This window comes from Pectobacterium odoriferum (assembly GCF_009931295.1).
GTDB classification, from domain to species: Bacteria; Pseudomonadota; Gammaproteobacteria; order Enterobacterales; family Enterobacteriaceae; genus Pectobacterium; species Pectobacterium odoriferum.
In genome coordinates, this window is record NZ_CP034938.1 from 3,524,182 (window position 1) to 3,541,492 (window position 17,311).

Below are 17,311 nucleotides of genomic sequence, written 5' to 3' on the forward strand. Positions count from 1 at the left end.
TTACTTTTCCCCTGCAAATTAGCTCAGTGGACGGCGTCGGGTTAGCGCTTCCACGTTAACCCGCGACCATTTGCTATCAGACTGCTTTCACCGTGATAGGTTCACCGGCCATTTTCTTCTTCAGTGTACGTTTGGTTCTGTCTACGACTTCACCCGCCAACTGACCGCAGGCAGCATCAATGTCATCCCCACGGGTTTTACGTACGATCGTCGTGAAGCCATACTCCATCAGTACCTTGGAGAAACGGTCAACGCGACTGTTTGAGCTGCGGCCATACGGCGCGCCCGGGAACGGGTTCCACGGAATCAGATTGATCTTGCACGGCGTATCTTTCAGGCATTCAGCCAGTTGGTGCGCGTGCTCGGTGCCGTCATTGATATGATCCAACATCACATACTCAACGGTAACACGTCCCTGATTCGCATTGGATTTCTCCAGATAGCGGCGTACCGCACTCAGGAACATTTCGATATTGTACTTTTTGTTGATCGGCATGATTTCGTTGCGGATGTCGTCGGTCGGCGCATGCAGAGAAATCGCCAGCGCGACATCGATCATATCGCCCAATTTATCCAACGCAGGCACTACGCCTGACGTAGACAACGTCACGCGACGCTTGGACAAACCAAAGCCGAAATCATCCAGCATAATTTCCATCGCCGGCACCACGTTAGTCAGGTTCAGCAACGGTTCGCCCATGCCCATCATCACGACGTTGGTGATCGGGCGCTGACCGGTGACTTTAAACGCACCGATGATCTTCGCCGCACGCCACACCTGACCGATGATTTCCGATACGCGCAGGTTACGGTTAAAGCCCTGCTGCGCCGTTGAACAGAATTTGCACTCCAGCGCACAGCCTACCTGAGACGATACACACAGCGTGGCGCGATCTTCTTCTGGAATATAAACCGTTTCAACCCGTTGACCGCCCACCAGAATCGCCCACTTGATGGTGCCGTCGGAAGAGCGCTGTTCGTCCACCACTTCAGGGGCGCGAATTTCAGCGATCTCCTGCAATTTGCTGCGGAAGACTTTGTTAATATCCGTCATCTGGTTGAAGTCATCACAGCAGTAGTGATAAATCCACTTCATGACCTGATCGGCGCGGAACGGTTTCTCTCCCATCGACATGAAGAGGTCACGCATTTGCTGGCGGTTAAGATCCAACAGGTTGATTTTTTCCGCACTGGCTTTGACGGATTGAGAGGCATCAGCGGACGCCGGAGTGAATTCGGACACAGTTTGCTCGGATACGGTAGTTTTAGATGCGGTAGTGTTAGATGCCGTCATTTCAGACACGACGGTTTCAGACGCGATTTGCTTAGACATTGTCAATCCTGGCCTCGTTATTACACGTTATGGCACTAAAAAGAAGGTTGAATTCGATGGTTATGACCAAAGAAACGCCCCGGATAAGTGCAGGCTCATCCGGGGCGCAGCATTGTACAAAGTTTAAAACAGGTAAGCTACCATCACCGCTTTTTTTCTGTGTCATTACTTCGACACTGCACACTAACGCAACGAAAAGGAAGCAACATCACACGCACTAACCTGTTTATCACACGCAACATTACGCGCGCGCGCAGATTTCGTCATCGCTGAAAAAATAAGCGATTTCACGCTGAGCAGATTCGATAGAATCAGAACCGTGTACCGCGTTCGCCGTGAAGCTGTCCGCGTAATCAGCACGCAGCGTTCCCGCCAATGCGTTTGCTGGGTTAGTGGCACCCATGATGTCACGGTTACGTTGGACGGCGTTTTCACTTTCCAGCACCTGCACCATGATCGGGCCAGACATCATGAATTCGACCAGGCCATCAAAGAACGGCTTGCCTTGATGCTCAGCGTAAAAACCTTCCGCTTGCTCACGGCTCAGACGCAGCATTTTAGCCGCAACAATGGTAAAACCTGCGCTTTCAAAGCGTGCGTAAATCGCACCGATGGCATTTTTAGCAACCGCATTAGGTTTTACGATGGAGAAGGTACGTTCTATCGTCATATTGACCTCATTAACTAAACTGTCAGATTACAGCCGGATTATAAGAATTGTATACCCAGCCAGTGAAAGTGGCGCAAATTATAGGGGTAGCGGCCTTTGTTGCCTACCAAGGAGATAACATTTTATTAAAAAAAATATTACCTCTCACCCTCTCTTCATTAACGATTACGCCTCGTGCTTTTTCGCTTCCCACCGCTCAGTCCTGAATGTAACAAATCATCGGCGATCACAGTTCTGAAGGTTACTTGTAACGTTATAGGTTATTTGTTTTTAAAACAATAAGATAACTGGAATCTCTTTGTCATTCACTGCTAGCCTTGCTGCTGTACCCACCATAATGGCCAGTAAGAGGGCTGATAATGAAGAGAGCGGTCAATGCATTGCAAAATTTCGGCAAGTCCCTGTATGGGCCGGTGCTGATACTCCCGATTGTCGGGTTATTCATCGCATTTGGGAATGTGTTCGGTAACGGTAATTTAGCGGGCTATGTCCCTTTACTTAATCACCCCTTGATTCAGGATTTTGGTCAACTGGTTTCCAAATCTGCCGTGGCGATTCTGGCTAATTTGGCGCTGGTGTTCGCCGTCGGGATTCCGATCGGACTAGCAAAGCGCGATAAGGGCTACGCTGCGCTGATTGGTCTGGTGATGTTTATCATCTTCATTAATGCCATGAACATCACGCTGCAATTGCAGGGCAAGCTCGTGCCTGCCGCAGAAATGCGCCCTGCCGGGCAAGGCATGGTGCTGGGCGTTCAGGTGCTGGAAATGGGCGTTTTCGCCGGTATCCTGATCGGTGGATTCGCAGGCTATCTTTATAACCGCTATTCCAGTAAACAGTTTAACGGCGTGATGGCGATCTATTCCGGCCACTGCTTCGTCGCCATTCTGGTGATTCCGCTGGCGATTGCGCTGGGCTTTGCGATGAGCACCCTGTGGCCGTTTGCTCAGCACGGCATTACCTGGCTAGCCTTCGCTATCAAAGGCGCGGGCCCTGTTGGCATCGCGATATATGGCTTTCTCGAACGCGTGCTGATCCCCACCGGGCTGCATCATCTGGTCTATACCCCGTTCCTGTACACCGAATTGGGCGGAACCGCAGAGGTGTGCGGCAAGCTGTATCAGGGCGCACGCAACATCTATTTTGCTGAAATGGCCTGTCAGGACGTCAAACAGCTGAGTTCTACCGTGGTCTGGGATGCGCGCGGCATCAGTAAAATGTTTGGTCTGACGGCCGCTGCGCTGGCGATGTACGTGACAGCGAAGCCAGAAAAGCGGCTGGCCGCCAAAGCTATTCTGATTCCGGCCGCGTTTACCTCTTTCTTACTGGGCGTCACCGAACCGCTGGAGTTTTCCTTCCTGTTTGTCGCGCCCATGCTGTTTGCCGTCCACGCCGTACTGACCGGCATAGGGATGATGCTGTTCTCCATCATGGGTGTGCATGCGATTGGTGCCAACGGCGTCATCGACTTCTTGCTTTATAACCTGCCGCTGGGCATCGAGAAATCCAACTGGCCGATGTACATCGTGGTTGGGTTGACTATGTCGGTGATTTACTTTTTCGTCTTCCGCTTCCTGATTCTGTACTTCGACATGCCAACACCAGGGCGTGAAATCGATGAGGAAGAGACGCGGCTTTATTCCAAAACCGAATATCAGTTCAAGACAGAGAATCAGGCAAAAACGCAGGATGCGGCGAAAGGCGATGCCCAACTTGTTGGTGCCACCATCATCGCCGGGCTGGGTGGTAAACCCAATATCGAGGTGGTGGATAACTGCTACACCCGCCTGCGGGTCACGCTCATCGACCCCGCGTTGGTAGACGAACAACAGCTTAAGAACACCGGTGCGAAAGCCGTTATCCGACAGGGTAACAACGTACAGGTGGTTTACGGACTTCACGTCAAAACGATACGCGAAGCAGTTGAAAACGCGCTTTAACAGGAGACTGACCATGACGAAACCCCCATTTATTCTGACGATTGCCGGTGGCGGCAGCACCTATACCCCGGGCATTGTAAAAAGTCTGATGGTACGTCTTGCGGATTTCCCGCTGGCAGAGATTCGTTTGTATGACATCGACGGCTCGCGGCAGGACATCATCGCACCAGTGGTGGAAAAGGTGATTCGCGACCACAGTGACAGCATTGTCTTTACCGTCACAACCGACGCAGAAACCGCATTTACCGGCGCTCACTTTGTCTTTGCCCAGATGCGCGTCGGCCAATACAAAATGCGCGAACAGGATGAAAAAATCCCACTACGCCACGGCGTCGTCGGGCAGGAAACCTGTGGCCCCGGCGGGCTGGCCTACGGCCTGCGTACTATTTTGCCAATGGCAGAATTGATCGATCTGGTTGAGCGCTATGCGCATAAAGAGGCGTGGATCGTCAATTACTCCAACCCTGCCGCGATTGTTGCAGAAGGCGTTCGTCGTCTGCGTCCTAACGCCCGCGTGCTGAATATTTGCGATATGCCCGTTGCCGCGATGCGTAATATCGCCGCCGTGCTGGGCGTCGATCGTCACGACATCACGGTGGACTATTTCGGGCTGAATCACTTTGGCTGGTTTACCCGCGTGCTGGTCGACGGTGTCGATCGTATGCCAGAACTGCGCCAGCATATCGCCCGCTACGGCCTGTTGACCGCCGATGCCGCTGATACCGATCCGCAGCACGCCGATCCGTCATGGGTGAAAACCTGGCGCAACATCAAACCGATCATGGATCATTTCCCAGAATTCGTGCCGAATCCGTATTTGCAGTACTACCTGATGCCGAACCAGATCGTTGAGCATCAGGATCCTGACTACACGCGCGCCAATGAAGTGATGGACGGGCGTGAGAAGAAGCTGTTTGCGGCGGCGGCCAGCTACAAGGAAACCGGTATTCTGTCGGATGCGTTCCACGTTGGCGTGCACGGCTCGTTCATCGTTGATGTCGCCTGCTCGCTAGCGTTCGATCTGCGCCAGCGCCATCTGGTCATCGTCGAAAACCAAGGCGCTATCGCCAATCTGCCTTACGATGCGATGGTGGAAGTCCCGGCTTATATCACCGCCCAAGGGCCAGAACCGGTGAGGATGGGGAATGTTCCGCAGTTCCATCGCGCCCTGCTGGAGCAGCAGTTGGCATCGGAACAGTTGCTGGTTGAAGCCACGCTGGAAGGCAGCTACGAGAAGGCGTTGCAGGCATTTACCCTGAACCGAACCGTGCCAACGATGCAGCACGCCAAAGCGATTCTGGACGAGATGATTGAAGCCAATCAGGATTACTGGCCGCAATTAAAACAAGCATATAGAGACGGCATCGCCCAATAATCCGCTACTTGTCGGATTAGGGAAAATCGCTGACAATGAATCTATCATTGCACATCAATGATAGATTCGGGGTCGAATTCGTCGGCCCCAACGTGGAGGATCTATGTCAGCATCGTCTTCTGATTTGCCCGTTTCTCATGAACGGTTTGTCTCCGCAGACTGGCTTGCCAGCCACCTGAATGACAGCAGCATCACGCTCATCGATGCCCGCATGTTGCCTCCTGGCAACGCCACCCGTGATATTCATGCTGAATACCGCGCCGGTCATCTGCCTGGCGCGGTTTTTTTTGATATTGAAGCGCTATCCGATCACAGCACCGACCTGCCACATATGATGCCAACGCGCGAAGACTTCGCACGCGCAATGGGCGAGTTGGGGATCGATAACCAGCAGCATTTGGTGATTTACGATGAAGGCAACCTCTTCTCCGCGCCGCGTGCGTGGTGGATGCTGCACACCTTCGGCGCGACATCCCTTTCAATCCTGAGCGGTGGTCTGGCGGGCTGGACAGCACAGAACCTACCGCTGGAACAGGGTGATGTGACACCAAAACCAACGACGTTCCACGCTACGCTGGATGAAAACGCCATTCGCTCACGCGATGACGTGCTTTCCATCTGTCGGGATAAATCAGAACAGATCGTCGATGCCCGCCCCGCTCCGCGTTTTAATGCTGAAGTGGATGAACCGCGCCCCGGCCTGCATCGCGGCCATATTCCCAACAGCCTGAACGTGCCGTGGACCGATTTAGTGAGCCATGGTGCGCTAAAACCCAATGCCGAACTGGCAACCATTCTTCATAAGCACGGTGTGGATTTCACTCGTCCTATCGTCGCCAGCTGTGGCTCCGGCGTAACGGCATCTGTCGTCGTGCTGGCGCTGACGCAGTTAAATGTCCCGAATGTGACGCTGTACGATGGTTCGTGGAGCGATTGGGGTAGCCGCGATGATGTTCCCATTGCGCGTGATTAATCTCGCTCGGTGTTTTAGCGCCTGTTGGTCAGGAGTAGTAGGTGGATAATCGGCTGGCATCCTTAATGCAGCACGGTCAGGCGCTGACGCGCGCGGAATATCGCGTGCTAGCTTTTATCGCCGAACATTCATCACTGATAGGCAAAATCACGGTGCGGGAGCTGGCGCAGAAAACCTATGTTTCCACGGCAACGATCATGCGGCTATGCCAGAAAATCGGCTTTAGCGGCTACAGTGAATTCATTTATCACTGCAAAACGCTGCTCACGGACAATCCACGTCTTGCCCCCTCGCCTGTCGTTACGCCCAATGACGCTTCGCTTCCTGATGCTTTCCAGCATTTTATCGACAATTATCAGCGTACGTTTGCCTACATTAGCCATCAGGATAGGGCCGCTTTCAGCGCTATCCTGCGGCAGGAAAGCCACTTTTTCCTCTACGGCGCGGGGTTTTCCCATCTGTTTGCCGAATATTTGGCGAAGAAACTACAGGTGCTGGGGAAAGATGCCTTCTCCTCTGGGTTAGGAGATAGCCGAGGCATTTTTCTCAATAACGCGCCGAAATATCAGGTGTTTATCGCCATCTCTCGCAGTGGGGAAACCGAGCAGGTATTGGATAAGGCGCGTATCGCCAAAAACATTGGCATGAAGGTGATCGCGTTTACCCGCGCGTCGTTGAATTCGTTAGGCGAGTTAGCCGATTTACACTTCCGGCTCTACGATGATGCGGTTCACTATGCGGCGGAAGCCGGTGAGATTAGCTCATTTGAATCGAATCTGGTGATGCTGATCGATTTACTGCTGTTGCAGGCAACGGCGGAAAAATCGTAATCCGCCGTTGCCTGTATCAAATTGACACCCAGTATCAGACGTTGCCGGTGGCCTTAAACTCCCTCAGGAAACTCCCCCACTTGCGCTCGTAGAACGGCGTGGAGTGCTTAATCATGTAGTGGCTGATGCCCGGCTCGCCTTCTTTCACCAGACACAGGTCGACAGGACGCTCATCTGGCAACGTATCGCTGGCGACGCTGCCCGCTTCACGGATGATGGTTTCTTCATCCTGATCGGCATCAATACCAATCAGCAGGTGCGGTTGCTCTTCACCCGGTTCCTGAATCTGCGCCAAAAACGCGCGTTTTACATGGCGATGTTTGGTAAATAGCTGCGTCAGGGAATCAATCATCTGTGCTGGCATCTCAGCTGGCTGGCTCAGTATGACCTGCATCTCTTCTTCAACAACGCGTTGCTGAACAAAGCCGTTACTTTCACCAGACAGAATATGTTCAACTTCCTGTGGCAAAAACTCTTTGCCATACGGCAACTTAGGATTGAGGAACAGCGTGACGCCCTGCGTCATTTCAAACAGCGAACGCGTCGGTAGCGCCAGAAAAGGCGCTTCTTCCGTAATCACGCTCTGTAATGCTTCCAGAGAAGAGAAGAAAGGAATAGCGGATGAGCCATCGTCTTTTTCCCAGTGTTGGATGTTCACATTACTGCCCGCGTGCAACACCACCTCACCGGATTCATCCCCGTCATCGGTAGTGCCCAGCACAAACACCGTGGCTTCCATCAGTTCACTGAAAAACTCAGGACGATGCGCGGGTTCCGTTGCAGCCAGAATCAACACTTCTTCCAGTTTATTACGTGGCGAAAACTCCATACTTTCCTCAACATGATTACGTTAAAAACCGACGCTTTAAGGCCTGAACCGACTATTTGGCGTTGCTCAGCAGGAGGTTAGCCAGCGTGCGTACGCCGAGCCCCGTTGCGCCCGTCGCCCACTGCTCTACCGCGCCTTTACGGTACGTCGCGGAACAGTCAATGTGCAGCCAGCCCTGCTGGTAATTTTTCACAAAGTGCGACAGGAAAGCCGCTGCCGTGCTGGCACCAGCCGTGTGTGCACCACTGGCAATATTATTCAGATCCGCAAAGCTGGACGGCAGATGACTGCGATGGAACTCTTCCAACGGCAGACGCCAGAATGGTTCGTTTTCTTCTTTCGCACTTTCCTGCAATGCTGCCACCAGCTCATCATCGAAGCTGAACAGCGCGTGATAGTCATTGCCCAGCGCCGTTTTTGCTGCGCCCGTCAGCGTTGCGCAGTCGATAATCCACTGTGGATTCTGCTCAGAAGCATCGATCAGGCCATCCGCTAGCACCAAACGCCCTTCCGCATCGGTGTTCATTACCTCAACCGTTTTACCGTTGCGGTAGCGAATGATGTCGCCCAGTCGGAATGCATTGCCGCTCACCATGTTGTCCGCGCAGCACAGGTACAGCTTCACGCGCTGTTGCAAACCACGCGCCGCCGCCAGCGCCAGTGCGCCCGTCAGGGTGGCCGCGCCGCCCATGTCCGATTTCATGGAATCCATAGAACTGCTGGGTTTCAAGCTGTAGCCGCCGGTATCAAACGTAATACCTTTACCGACCAGACAAGCGAACACTGGCGCATCCGGGTTGCCCGTTGGGTTATAGTCCAGCGCCAGCAGCACTGGCTGACGTTCAGAACCGCGACCCACCGTGTGCAGACCGGCATAATTCTGTTCACGCAGATCTTCACCTTTGGTGATGCGGTAGCTGACGGCATCACAGGCTACGTCACACAGCAGATCGACCGCGCGGGTCGCCAGTTGCTCTGGCCCCAAATCTTCAGCAGGCAGGTTAATGGTGTCACGCACCCAGTCTACAATCTTCAGGCGAGCCTTCAGCTCTTGCTTGTCGGCGTCGTTCAGTTCCGCCCATTCAACCGTTCTTTGCCCTTTCGGCCCGCGATATCCCAGCCAGAATGCCCAGCTGTTTGCCAGATCCCAGCCTTCACCCGCTAACTTAACGTGTTTAATCCCCTGCCCATCAATTTTGCGGGCAGCACGTTGGATCACCGCCAGTGCAGCTTTGCCATTCAGGGACGCCCCTGCATGAATGGTAAAACCCTGCTCATTCACACTCAGCGTCGCTTTTTCTCCCCAGCGCGCGTCAGCAGGTTGAGTGGAGAGTGAAATCAGCATGGTATTGTTCGTCATAGTGCTTCTCCGATAATAGGTATTCCTGCCACTTTTCATGTTTGCAGGTGATGTTCATATTTGCAGACATTCTGCTTATCAATGCGTGTTTATACCCGTCATACTTCAAGTTTCATATGCGTTGGCTGCATTCAGTCACCCGAATCACTTACCTGAGTAAGCTCATCGGGATTCCTTCGTTTGCCGCCTTCCTGAAACTCGAATTATTTAGGGTATATAAACGCTCTCGCTTATAAATACTCAGTTTGCAGATAAATAAACGGTGCATCATGACATGCAAATGTTACGAATTTTGGCACGAGAATAAAACGGGCCACCCAAGGCAGCCCCGTAATCTTTCTATTCTGCTTCATCTAACCAGACCAGCAGGATCGCTTCCAGAATTTTTTCATTGGAAGCGTCCGGTCGATCGTCAAATTCATCCAGCTCGCAGATCCACTGGTGCATGTCCGTGAAACGCACGGTTTTCGGATCGAGATCGGGAAACTGGTCGTAAAGCGCTTCGCCGATAGCCCGGCTGTCTGTCCATTTTAATCCCATCGCGGTTTCTCCTTATTCAGATCAATGCTCGCGTGCGTGGTTGATCGTGTAGCGCGGGATCTCGACAACCAGATCGTCCCCGGCGATACGCGCCTGACAGCCCAGACGGCTTTCCGGCTCCAGACCCCAGGCCTTATCCAGCATGTCGTCTTCTTCTTCCGTACTTTCCACCAACGAGTCAAAACCTTCGCGCACGATGCAATGGCAAGTGGTGCAAGCACAGGATTTCTCGCAGGCGTGTTCAACGTCAATACCGTTACGCAGGGCGACTTCCAAAATGCTTTCACCGCGTTCCGCTTCCAAAACCGCCCCTTCAGGGCACAGGTCCTGATGCGGTAAAAAAACTATTTTAGGCATGTTACACCTCATCCACAGAATGGCCTGCCAGCGCGCGACGGATAGAGGCATCCATGCGACGAGCGGCGAATTCCTGGGTTTGTTGATCGACTGTTTTAATCGCGGCTTCAATCGCCACGGGATCGCTTCCCTGCATCATCGTATGCAGGTGTTCGGATGCCGCGACAATGATGCCTTTTTCGTCATGGTTCAATAATTCTGCGTCGGCCATCAGCGCACTTTGCAAGCTTTCCAGCACGCGTGCCGCCTCCACTTTTTGCTCTGCCAGCCGACGCGCGCCGACATCTTCCTTCGCATTCAGCATCGAGTCGGTGATCATCGTGGCAATTTCCGTATCGCTCAAACCGTATGACGGTTTCACCTGAATGGATGCCTCAACGCTCGTCGATTTCTCCATCGCCGTCACGCTCAGCAAGCCATCCGCATCGACCTGAAAGGTCACGCGAATGTGAGCCCCACCAGCCGGCAGCGGCGGCAGGCCGCGCAGTGAGAAGCGTGCAAGCGAGCGGCAATCCGCCACCATTTCGCGTTCGCCTTGCAAGACGTGGATCATCATGCCGCTCTGGCCGTCTTTGAAGGTGGTGAATTCCTGTGCGCGGGCAACCGGGATCGTGGTATTGCGCGGAATGATTTTTTCCACCAGCCCACCCATCGTCTCCAGCCCCAGCGATAAGGGGATCACATCCAGCAGCAGCATGTCGCTGTCTGGCTTGTTGCCCACCAGAATATCCGCCTGAATCGCCGCGCCGATAGCCACAACCTTGTCTGGATCGATCGACGTCAGCGGCGTGCGGCCAAAAAACGTTCCCACCTGCTCGCGCACCAGTGGAACACGCGTCGATCCGCCCACCATCACGACTTCCAGCACGTCTTCTGCCGTCAGCCCCGCGTCTTTCAGCGTACGACGGCAGGACAGCAGCGTGCGTTTCACCAATTGCGCGATCAGTGAATTAAACTGCTCGCGGGTCACGTCACCTTGCCAGCCTGCCACATCTACACAGGCTGACTCGGCGCGGCTTAGCGCAATCTTGGCTTTCACCGCCGCATCACGAAAGGCATGATCCAACTGGCGATCGTCACGATCGTCAATATCCGCCTGCTCACGCAGCCACTCCGCCAGCAGATGATCGAAATCATCACCGCCCAATGCAGAATCGCCGCCCGTCGCCAGCACTTCAAAGACGCCACGACTTAAGCGCAGAATGGAAATATCAAAGGTACCGCCGCCCAGATCGTAAATGGCGATCACGCCCTCTTTACCGGAATCCAGCCCGTAGGCAATCGCGGCCGCGGTCGGCTCGTTCAGTAGGCGTAAGACGTGCAGCCCAGCCAGACGTGCCGCATCTTTGGTGCCCTGACGCTGTGCGTCATCAAAATAGGCGGGAACGGTAATCACCACGCCATCAGGCACACCGCCTAACGCCGCTTCCGCACGCGCAGCCAGCGCGGACAAAATATCCGCCGATACCTGTACAGGATTGAGGTTGCCGGCCGACGTCTGAATCAGCGGCAGACCGTTATCGCTGGCATGAAAGCGATAGGGTAAATGCGGGTAACGCTGCTGAATATCGTCCAGAGAACGCCCCATCAGGCGTTTGACTGAACTGACGGTATTTTCCAGATCGTGGGCAGCATTGTCGCGCGCGTGCCAGCCGACGCTGTGGCCATCGTGACGATAGTGGACAACAGACGGCAGCAGGTCGCGTCCGTCGCTATCCGCCAGCGTCTGCGCTTCGCCGCTGCGTACGGTAGCAACAAGAGAATGGGTCGTGCCTAAATCAATACCGACAGCCAGACGGCGCTGGTGCGGCGCGGCGCTAAGGCCAGGCTCACTAATTTGTAATAAGGCCATATTGAGCTTCCATCAATTGGCTGGCGAAAAAACCGGTATGGTAATCACACCATCGGGTTTCCCGCCGGATTAACCAGTTATCTGTCCAGCAATTGTTCTTCGAATTCTTCAACCTGTTGCTGGAGCTTGTCTAAAAAGCGTAGCTTGCGCACGGTATCCGCAGCGTCTGTCCACGTCTCATTATCGAGTTCATTACGCATATGCGAACGACGCTTAACGATCGTTGCCTGCAACCGCTCCGCGAAGGCCGTTAGCGCCTCATCCGCATCGGGTCGCTGTGAGATCGTCTCCAACTCTTCGCGCAGTTCCAGCTGTTCCATCAGGAATGCCGTGTCCTTCATCGTATGCTGTTCGTTGTTCACATCAAAACCGTGCAGCGACAGCATATACTCCGCGCGTTTCAGCGGATGCTTGAGCGTCTGATAGGCGTTATTGATTGTCGCCGCCTGCTGCACCGCCAGCATACGTTCTCGCTCTGGGCTGGCAGCATAACGGTCAGGATGGAACTGCCGCTGCAAATCCTGAAAACGGGATGCAAGCAGGCCGCCATCCACATCATAGCGAATGGGCAGCCCGAATAACGTAAAGTAATCCATAGTGGTACTCTGGGAGTTCTGGGTAGCAGCGCAGGCCATTAATCGATCGCACGTTCACTACCCAAGAGGGGTCAGACGTTGAAACTTTCGCCGCAACCACATTCGCCGGAAATGTTCGGATTATTGAACTTAAAGCCTTCGTTCAGCCCTTCTTTGACGAAATCCAATTCGGTTCCGTCAAGATAGACCAGACTTTTGCCGTCCACGATGACTTTGACGCCTTTATCTTCAAAGACCGTATCACCGTCGTTCAAATCATCAACAAACTCCAGCACATACGCCATACCGGAACAGCCGGATGTCCGTACGCCAAGACGCAGCCCGAGGCCTTTGCCCCGGTTTGCGATGAAAGCACTCACGCGTTGTGCCGCACTTTCGCTCAGAGAAATCGACATACTGTTACCTCGATCGTTCGCCACCTCGACGGAATCAGGCACCGAGATAAACGGTGCCCCGACGAGTTCAGCCGCAGAGATTACTGCGCGTCGCGTTTACTTTTGTAATCCGCAATCGCTGCTTTGATAGCGTCTTCCGCCAGAATGGAGCAGTGAATCTTCACTGGCGGTAGCTCAAGCTCTTCGGCAATCTGCGTGTTCTTAATCGCTTCAGCTTCATTCAGCGATTTGCCTTTTACCCACTCGGTGACCAGCGAGCTGGAGGCAATGGCAGAACCACAACCGTATGTCTTGAAGCGGGCATCTTCGATGATACCCTCATTGTTGACTTTTATCTGCAACTTCATCACATCGCCGCACGCTGGCGCGCCGACCATGCCGCTGCCGATAGACGGATCGGCGTTGTCAAACGAACCCACATTGCGTGGGTTTTCATAGTGATCAATTACTTTTTCGCTGTAAGCCATGATAGTCGTCCCCGCTCTAGTGAATTAATGATGCGCCCACTCGATGCTGCTGATATCCACGCCCTGCTTGAACATTTCCCACAACGGAGAAAGATCGCGCAGACGACCGATGGATTTACGTACCAGCTCGATGGTGTAGTCGATCTCTTCTTCGGTGGTAAAACGCCCCAGCGAGAAACGGATCGAGCTATGTGCCAGCTCATCATTCATGCCCAGCGCACGTAACACGTAGGAGGGCTCCAGACTGGCCGACGTACAGGCAGAACCGGACGATACCGCCAGATCCTTGAGCGCCATAATCAGCGATTCACCTTCAACATAGTTGAAGCTGACGTTCAGGATAGTGGGCACGCCCTGCTCGATATCACCATTCAGGTAGACTTCTTCAATATCATTAATACCGTTCCACAGACGATCGCGCAGCGTGCGCAGGCGATCCATTTCTGCGGTCATCTCTTCTTTCGCGATGCGGTAGGCTTCACCCATGCCGACAATTTGGTGCACAGGCAGAGTGCCAGAACGCATACCGCGCTCATGGCCGCCGCCGTGCATCTGCGCTTCGAGACGAATACGGGGTTTACGACGAACATACAGTGCCCCGATTCCCTTCGGCCCATAGATTTTATGGCCGGAGAAAGACATCAGATCCACTTTTAACTGGTTGAGATCGATAGGCAGCTTGCCTACGCTCTGCGTGGCATCAACATGGAACACGATGCCCCGGCTACGGCACATGTCACCGATAGCAGCGATATCCTGCACAACGCCGATTTCATTGTTGACATGCATGATGGAGACCAGAATGGTGTCCTCACGCATTGCCGCTTCGAGTTCAGCCAGATCGATAATCCCGTTGCGCTGCGGGGCCAGATAAGTCACCTCAAAGCCTTCGCGTTCGAGTTGACGGCAGGTATCCAACACGGCTTTGTGTTCGGTCTTACTGGTGATGATGTGCTTGCCCTTCTTCTGATAGAAGTTGGCAACACCTTTAATTGCGAGGTTATCGGCTTCGGTCGCGCCTGACGTGAAGACGATCTCACGTGGGTCGGCACCGACCAGTTCGGCAATTTGGTTACGGGCGATATCAACCGCCTCTTCCGCCTGCCAGCCAAAACGGTGGGAACGGGAAGCCGGGTTACCGAACGTACCGTCCAACGTCAAACACTGCATCATTTTCTCAGCGACGCGCGGGTCAACCGGCGTGGTAGCTGAATAATCAAGATAGATAGGTAACTTCATTGCTCATAAACTCCGTACATCACTTCAAAACGTACAATGCGTTTTGTTTTATTGACAGGTTGTTTATACCCGCAACCTCTCGGGCCAATGCAAAAAATCTGACGATGTTATCGTTGGAACAATTTATCGTCGGAACACATTATCGTCAGAACACGCCGTGACAGTCGGACTAACGCCAACACCACATTGAGTAATGTGGTCAGGATTATGCGGCTATCGGAAAGGCAAAACGTGACGAGTAAGGGTGCTCGTCACGTTGAAGGTGTATCAGGCGCGCAGGTTAACGTTGATCGTTTCCTGGATACGTCCGTTGGCAGTGCGGCGCGTGTCAGCATCCTGACGATCCGCAACGTTCAGTACTTCCTTATTGTTCACCAGCTCATCCAGCGTGATGTTATTCAGGAAGTCGGTAATACGGTCGCTCAGATCGCGCCACAGCGTGTGCGTCAGGCAGCGATCGCCACCCTGACAGCCTTCGCGGCCTTGGCAACGCGTTGCATCAACAGATTCATCGACAGCCGAAATGACCATACCAACAGCGATTTCATTCGCGCTTTTACCCAGCAGGTAACCGCCGCCTGGGCCACGAACGCTGGCAACCAGTCCGTTCTTGCGCAGGCGCGAAAACAGCTGCTCCAGGTAAGACAGTGAAATACCCTGACGTTCAGAAATATCCGCCAATGGAACGGGTCCTTCCTGGGAGTGCAGAGCCACATCGAGCATGGCGGTAACGGCGTAACGGCCTTTGGATGTCAGTCTCATGATAGTAGTACCTGTAGATAAAACATGTATTATGAAAACATGTATTGGCAGAACATACCGCGAGTCTGACATTCCTGAGTGTTTTAGTCAACTATTTAACCGAGTAAAACACTCAAGTATTATTCGTCGTGTGTTTTTTGTACCGAACTCAGTATCCCACGCAGGATATTCAGTTCCTGACTTTCAGGCCTGGCGCGGGTAAACAGGCGACGCAGTTTGTTCATCACCTGCCCTTGATGTGCTGGTCGGATAAATCCGGTTTGCAGCAGCGTCTGTTCAAGATGCTGATAAAATCGCTCCAGATCGTCGACCAGCGGGTACGCCGATTCTTCGTGTTCCGGCTGCCCAGCCTGTAAGCGATCCAAATGTGCGATGCGCACTTCATAAGCAATGATCTGTACCGCCATTGCCAGATTGAGCGAGCTGTATTCCGGGTTCGCAGGAATCGCCACGTGATAATGGCATTTCTGAAGCTCCTCATTCGTCAGCCCCACGCGTTCACGACCAAACACCAGCGCGACCGGCGCGTGTTCCGCTTCCTGCGCGCTACGAACGCCGCACTCACGCGGTTCCAGCATCGGCCAAGGTAAGGTTCGAGAACGTGCGCTGGTGCCAACGACCAGACCACACCCTTCGAGCGCCTGATCGAACGAATCCACAATGGTGGCATTGCCGATAACATCGCTGGCACCTGCCGCCAACGCAATTGCCTGCGAATCAGGCTTCACCAATGGGTTGACCAAATAAAGCTTGCTTAATCCCATGGTTTTCATCGCCCTGGCCACTGACCCCATATTGCCAGTGTGCGACGTTTCAACCAGAACAATGCGAATATTGTCTAACATATGTACTCTATTGTGCGAAAGGAAGTCGTGCGAAAAGGAAACCGCCGTACTCTAACACAAACTTCGCTATTTGACTTTTCTCCTGCTATACTCTGCGCCGCTTTCCGTTCTTTAACATTCCAGTGGACCGATACCATGCATCCGATGCTCAACATCGCTATACGCGCTGCGCGTAAAGCCGGTAATTTAATTGCCAAAAACTATGAAACGCCAGACGCCGTCGAAGCTAGCCAGAAAGGCAGCAACGATTTTGTGACCAACGTTGATCGGGATGCAGAACGTCTGATCGTTGAAGTCATCCGTAAGTCTTACCCACAGCACACCATTATTGGTGAAGAATGTGGCGAGCTGGTTGGCGAAGATCCGGCAGTACAATGGGTTATCGATCCTCTGGATGGCACCACCAACTTCATCAAACGTTTACCTCACTTCGCTGTTTCTATCGCGGTCCGCATTAAAGGCCGTACCGAAGTTGCCGTTGTTTACGATCCTATGCGTAATGAACTGTTTACCGCGACCCGTGGCCAAGGCGCACAGCTGAACGGCTACCGTCTGCGCAGCAGCACTGCCCGCGATCTTGAAGGCACCGTACTGGCAACAGGCTTCCCCTTCAAATTAAAACAGCACAGCAAAAGCTATATCAACGTCATCGGCGCGCTGTTCACTCATTGTGCAGATTTCCGTCGCACGGGCTCTGCTGCACTGGATCTGGCCTATGTGGCCGCGGGTCGCGTTGACGGTTTCTTTGAGATCGGCCTGAAGCCATGGGATTTTGCCGGTGGCGAGCTGTTGGTACGTGAAGCTGGCGGGATCGTGACAGATTTCGTTGGCGGCCATAACTATCTAACATCCGGCAATCTGGTTGCAGGCAACCCGCGTGTGGTGAAATCCATTTTGGGCACTATCCGTGAAGAACTGAGCGACGCGCTGAAACGCTAATCTCAACCG

18 protein-coding genes are annotated in these 17,311 nt (G+C 53.4%); 5 read left to right on the top strand and 13 right to left on the bottom strand.

Translation table 11 applies throughout. The features are described from left to right. Positions 1–76: 76 nt before the first annotated feature. Together rlmN and ndk are read right to left on the bottom strand one after the other, a co-directional pair. Positions 77–1,294 (bottom strand): dual-specificity RNA methyltransferase RlmN, encoded by a 1,218-nt coding sequence (gene rlmN, locus EO763_RS15855; protein WP_161530421.1) that lies wholly within the window; start codon positions 1,292–1,294, stop codon positions 77–79. A gap of 280 nt (positions 1,295–1,574) precedes the next feature. Continuing rightward, positions 1,575–2,003, bottom strand: a complete 429-nt coding sequence (ndk, locus tag EO763_RS15860) for a nucleoside-diphosphate kinase (RefSeq protein ID WP_039493568.1) — start codon at positions 2,001–2,003, stop codon at positions 1,575–1,577. Between the two features lie 359 nt (positions 2,004–2,362). On the opposite strand from ndk, the gene EO763_RS15865 reads away from it, so the two are divergent. The 4 genes from EO763_RS15865 to EO763_RS15880 all read left to right on the top strand — a co-directional run bounded on the left by EO763_RS15865 (position 2,363) and on the right by EO763_RS15880 (position 7,121). Continuing rightward, complete coding sequence (locus tag EO763_RS15865; protein ID WP_161529542.1) at positions 2,363–3,943, top strand: PTS transporter subunit EIIC; 1,581 nt, start codon at positions 2,363–2,365, stop codon at positions 3,941–3,943. 13 nt (positions 3,944–3,956) lie between these two features. After that, entirely contained in the window at positions 3,957–5,318 is a 1,362-nt protein-coding gene (locus tag EO763_RS15870; protein ID WP_161529543.1) for a 6-phospho-alpha-glucosidase, read from the top strand. A gap of 103 nt (positions 5,319–5,421) precedes the next feature. Then, complete coding sequence (sseA, locus tag EO763_RS15875) at positions 5,422–6,291, top strand: 3-mercaptopyruvate sulfurtransferase (protein WP_039532586.1); 870 nt, start codon at positions 5,422–5,424, stop codon at positions 6,289–6,291. Between the two features lie 41 nt (positions 6,292–6,332). Continuing rightward, on the top strand, positions 6,333–7,121 hold the full coding sequence (locus EO763_RS15880; protein ID WP_039486092.1) for a MurR/RpiR family transcriptional regulator: 789 nt from the start codon (positions 6,333–6,335) through the stop codon (positions 7,119–7,121). A 34-nt stretch (positions 7,122–7,155) separates the two neighbouring features. On the opposite strand, the gene sseB is transcribed toward EO763_RS15880, so the two are convergent. From sseB to trmJ, 11 genes are all read right to left on the bottom strand, one after another. Further along, entirely contained in the window at positions 7,156–7,950 is a 795-nt protein-coding gene (gene sseB / locus EO763_RS15885; protein WP_161529544.1) for an enhanced serine sensitivity protein SseB, read from the bottom strand. 52 nt (positions 7,951–8,002) lie between these two features. Continuing rightward, positions 8,003–9,310, bottom strand: coding sequence for an aminopeptidase PepB (pepB, locus tag EO763_RS15890; RefSeq protein WP_161529545.1), 1,308 nt, complete (start codon positions 9,308–9,310; stop codon positions 8,003–8,005). 339 nt (positions 9,311–9,649) lie between these two features. Next, the gene (gene iscX, locus EO763_RS15895; RefSeq protein WP_010280073.1) at positions 9,650–9,850 is read right to left on the bottom strand and encodes a Fe-S cluster assembly protein IscX; all 201 of its coding nucleotides are present in this window, start codon (positions 9,848–9,850) and stop codon (positions 9,650–9,652) included. A gap of 21 nt (positions 9,851–9,871) precedes the next feature. After that, entirely contained in the window at positions 9,872–10,207 is a 336-nt protein-coding gene (gene fdx / locus EO763_RS15900) for an ISC system 2Fe-2S type ferredoxin (protein ID WP_039475101.1), read from the bottom strand. Position 10,208: 1 nt separating this feature from the next. Beyond that, positions 10,209–12,059, bottom strand: coding sequence for a Fe-S protein assembly chaperone HscA (hscA, locus tag EO763_RS15905; protein WP_161529546.1), 1,851 nt, complete (start codon positions 12,057–12,059; stop codon positions 10,209–10,211). A 77-nt stretch (positions 12,060–12,136) separates the two neighbouring features. Next, the gene (gene hscB / locus EO763_RS15910) at positions 12,137–12,655 is read right to left on the bottom strand and encodes a co-chaperone HscB (protein ID WP_161529547.1); all 519 of its coding nucleotides are present in this window, start codon (positions 12,653–12,655) and stop codon (positions 12,137–12,139) included. 71 nt (positions 12,656–12,726) lie between these two features. Beyond that, positions 12,727–13,050, bottom strand: coding sequence for an iron-sulfur cluster assembly protein IscA (iscA, locus tag EO763_RS15915; protein ID WP_010307854.1), 324 nt, complete (start codon positions 13,048–13,050; stop codon positions 12,727–12,729). 80 nt (positions 13,051–13,130) lie between these two features. Further along, on the bottom strand, positions 13,131–13,517 hold the full coding sequence (gene iscU, locus EO763_RS15920; RefSeq protein WP_005970177.1) for a Fe-S cluster assembly scaffold IscU: 387 nt from the start codon (positions 13,515–13,517) through the stop codon (positions 13,131–13,133). Between the two features lie 24 nt (positions 13,518–13,541). After that, the gene (locus EO763_RS15925; RefSeq protein WP_161529548.1) at positions 13,542–14,756 is read right to left on the bottom strand and encodes an IscS subfamily cysteine desulfurase; all 1,215 of its coding nucleotides are present in this window, start codon (positions 14,754–14,756) and stop codon (positions 13,542–13,544) included. A gap of 267 nt (positions 14,757–15,023) precedes the next feature. Next, positions 15,024–15,518 carry a Fe-S cluster assembly transcriptional regulator IscR gene (iscR, locus tag EO763_RS15930; RefSeq protein WP_161529549.1) on the bottom strand — a complete coding sequence of 165 codons (495 nt, stop codon included), beginning with the start codon at positions 15,516–15,518 and terminating at the stop codon, positions 15,024–15,026. Positions 15,519–15,637: 119 nt separating this feature from the next. Further along, on the bottom strand, positions 15,638–16,363 hold the full coding sequence (gene trmJ / locus EO763_RS15935) for a tRNA (cytosine(32)/uridine(32)-2'-O)-methyltransferase TrmJ (protein ID WP_161529550.1): 726 nt from the start codon (positions 16,361–16,363) through the stop codon (positions 15,638–15,640). A gap of 135 nt (positions 16,364–16,498) precedes the next feature. On the opposite strand from trmJ, the gene suhB reads away from it, so the two are divergent. Next, positions 16,499–17,302 carry an inositol-1-monophosphatase gene (gene suhB / locus EO763_RS15940; RefSeq protein ID WP_039360703.1) on the top strand — a complete coding sequence of 268 codons (804 nt, stop codon included), beginning with the start codon at positions 16,499–16,501 and terminating at the stop codon, positions 17,300–17,302. Positions 17,303–17,311: the final 9 nt, after the last annotated feature.

Excerpts from the sequence above, each read along its gene's own strand:
- EO763_RS15865 (WP_161529542.1), top strand. The coding sequence starts at position 2,363 with ATGAAGAGAGCGGTCAATGCATTGCAAAATTTCGGCAAGTCCCTGTAT.
- hscA (WP_161529546.1), bottom strand. The coding sequence starts at position 12,059 with ATGGCCTTATTACAAATTAGTGAGCCTGGCCTTAGCGCCGCGCCGCAC.
- trmJ (WP_161529550.1), bottom strand. The coding sequence starts at position 16,363 with ATGTTAGACAATATTCGCATTGTTCTGGTTGAAACGTCGCACACTGGC.
- iscR (WP_161529549.1), bottom strand. The coding sequence starts at position 15,518 with ATGAGACTGACATCCAAAGGCCGTTACGCCGTTACCGCCATGCTCGAT.
- iscX (WP_010280073.1), bottom strand. The coding sequence starts at position 9,850 with ATGGGATTAAAATGGACAGACAGCCGGGCTATCGGCGAAGCGCTTTAC.
- iscA (WP_010307854.1), bottom strand. The coding sequence starts at position 13,050 with ATGTCGATTTCTCTGAGCGAAAGTGCGGCACAACGCGTGAGTGCTTTC.
- sseB (WP_161529544.1), bottom strand. The coding sequence starts at position 7,950 with ATGGAGTTTTCGCCACGTAATAAACTGGAAGAAGTGTTGATTCTGGCT.
- fdx (WP_039475101.1), bottom strand. The coding sequence starts at position 10,207 with ATGCCTAAAATAGTTTTTTTACCGCATCAGGACCTGTGCCCTGAAGGG.
- EO763_RS15870 (WP_161529543.1), top strand. The coding sequence starts at position 3,957 with ATGACGAAACCCCCATTTATTCTGACGATTGCCGGTGGCGGCAGCACC.
- suhB (WP_039360703.1), top strand. The coding sequence starts at position 16,499 with ATGCATCCGATGCTCAACATCGCTATACGCGCTGCGCGTAAAGCCGGT.
- hscB (WP_161529547.1), bottom strand. The coding sequence starts at position 12,655 with ATGGATTACTTTACGTTATTCGGGCTGCCCATTCGCTATGATGTGGAT.
- iscU (WP_005970177.1), bottom strand. The coding sequence starts at position 13,517 with ATGGCTTACAGCGAAAAAGTAATTGATCACTATGAAAACCCACGCAAT.
- pepB (WP_161529545.1), bottom strand. The coding sequence starts at position 9,310 with ATGACGAACAATACCATGCTGATTTCACTCTCCACTCAACCTGCTGAC.
- EO763_RS15925 (WP_161529548.1), bottom strand. The coding sequence starts at position 14,756 with ATGAAGTTACCTATCTATCTTGATTATTCAGCTACCACGCCGGTTGAC.
- ndk (WP_039493568.1), bottom strand. The coding sequence starts at position 2,003 with ATGACGATAGAACGTACCTTCTCCATCGTAAAACCTAATGCGGTTGCT.
- sseA (WP_039532586.1), top strand. The coding sequence starts at position 5,422 with ATGTCAGCATCGTCTTCTGATTTGCCCGTTTCTCATGAACGGTTTGTC.
- rlmN (WP_161530421.1), bottom strand. The coding sequence starts at position 1,294 with ATGACGGCATCTAACACTACCGCATCTAAAACTACCGTATCCGAGCAA.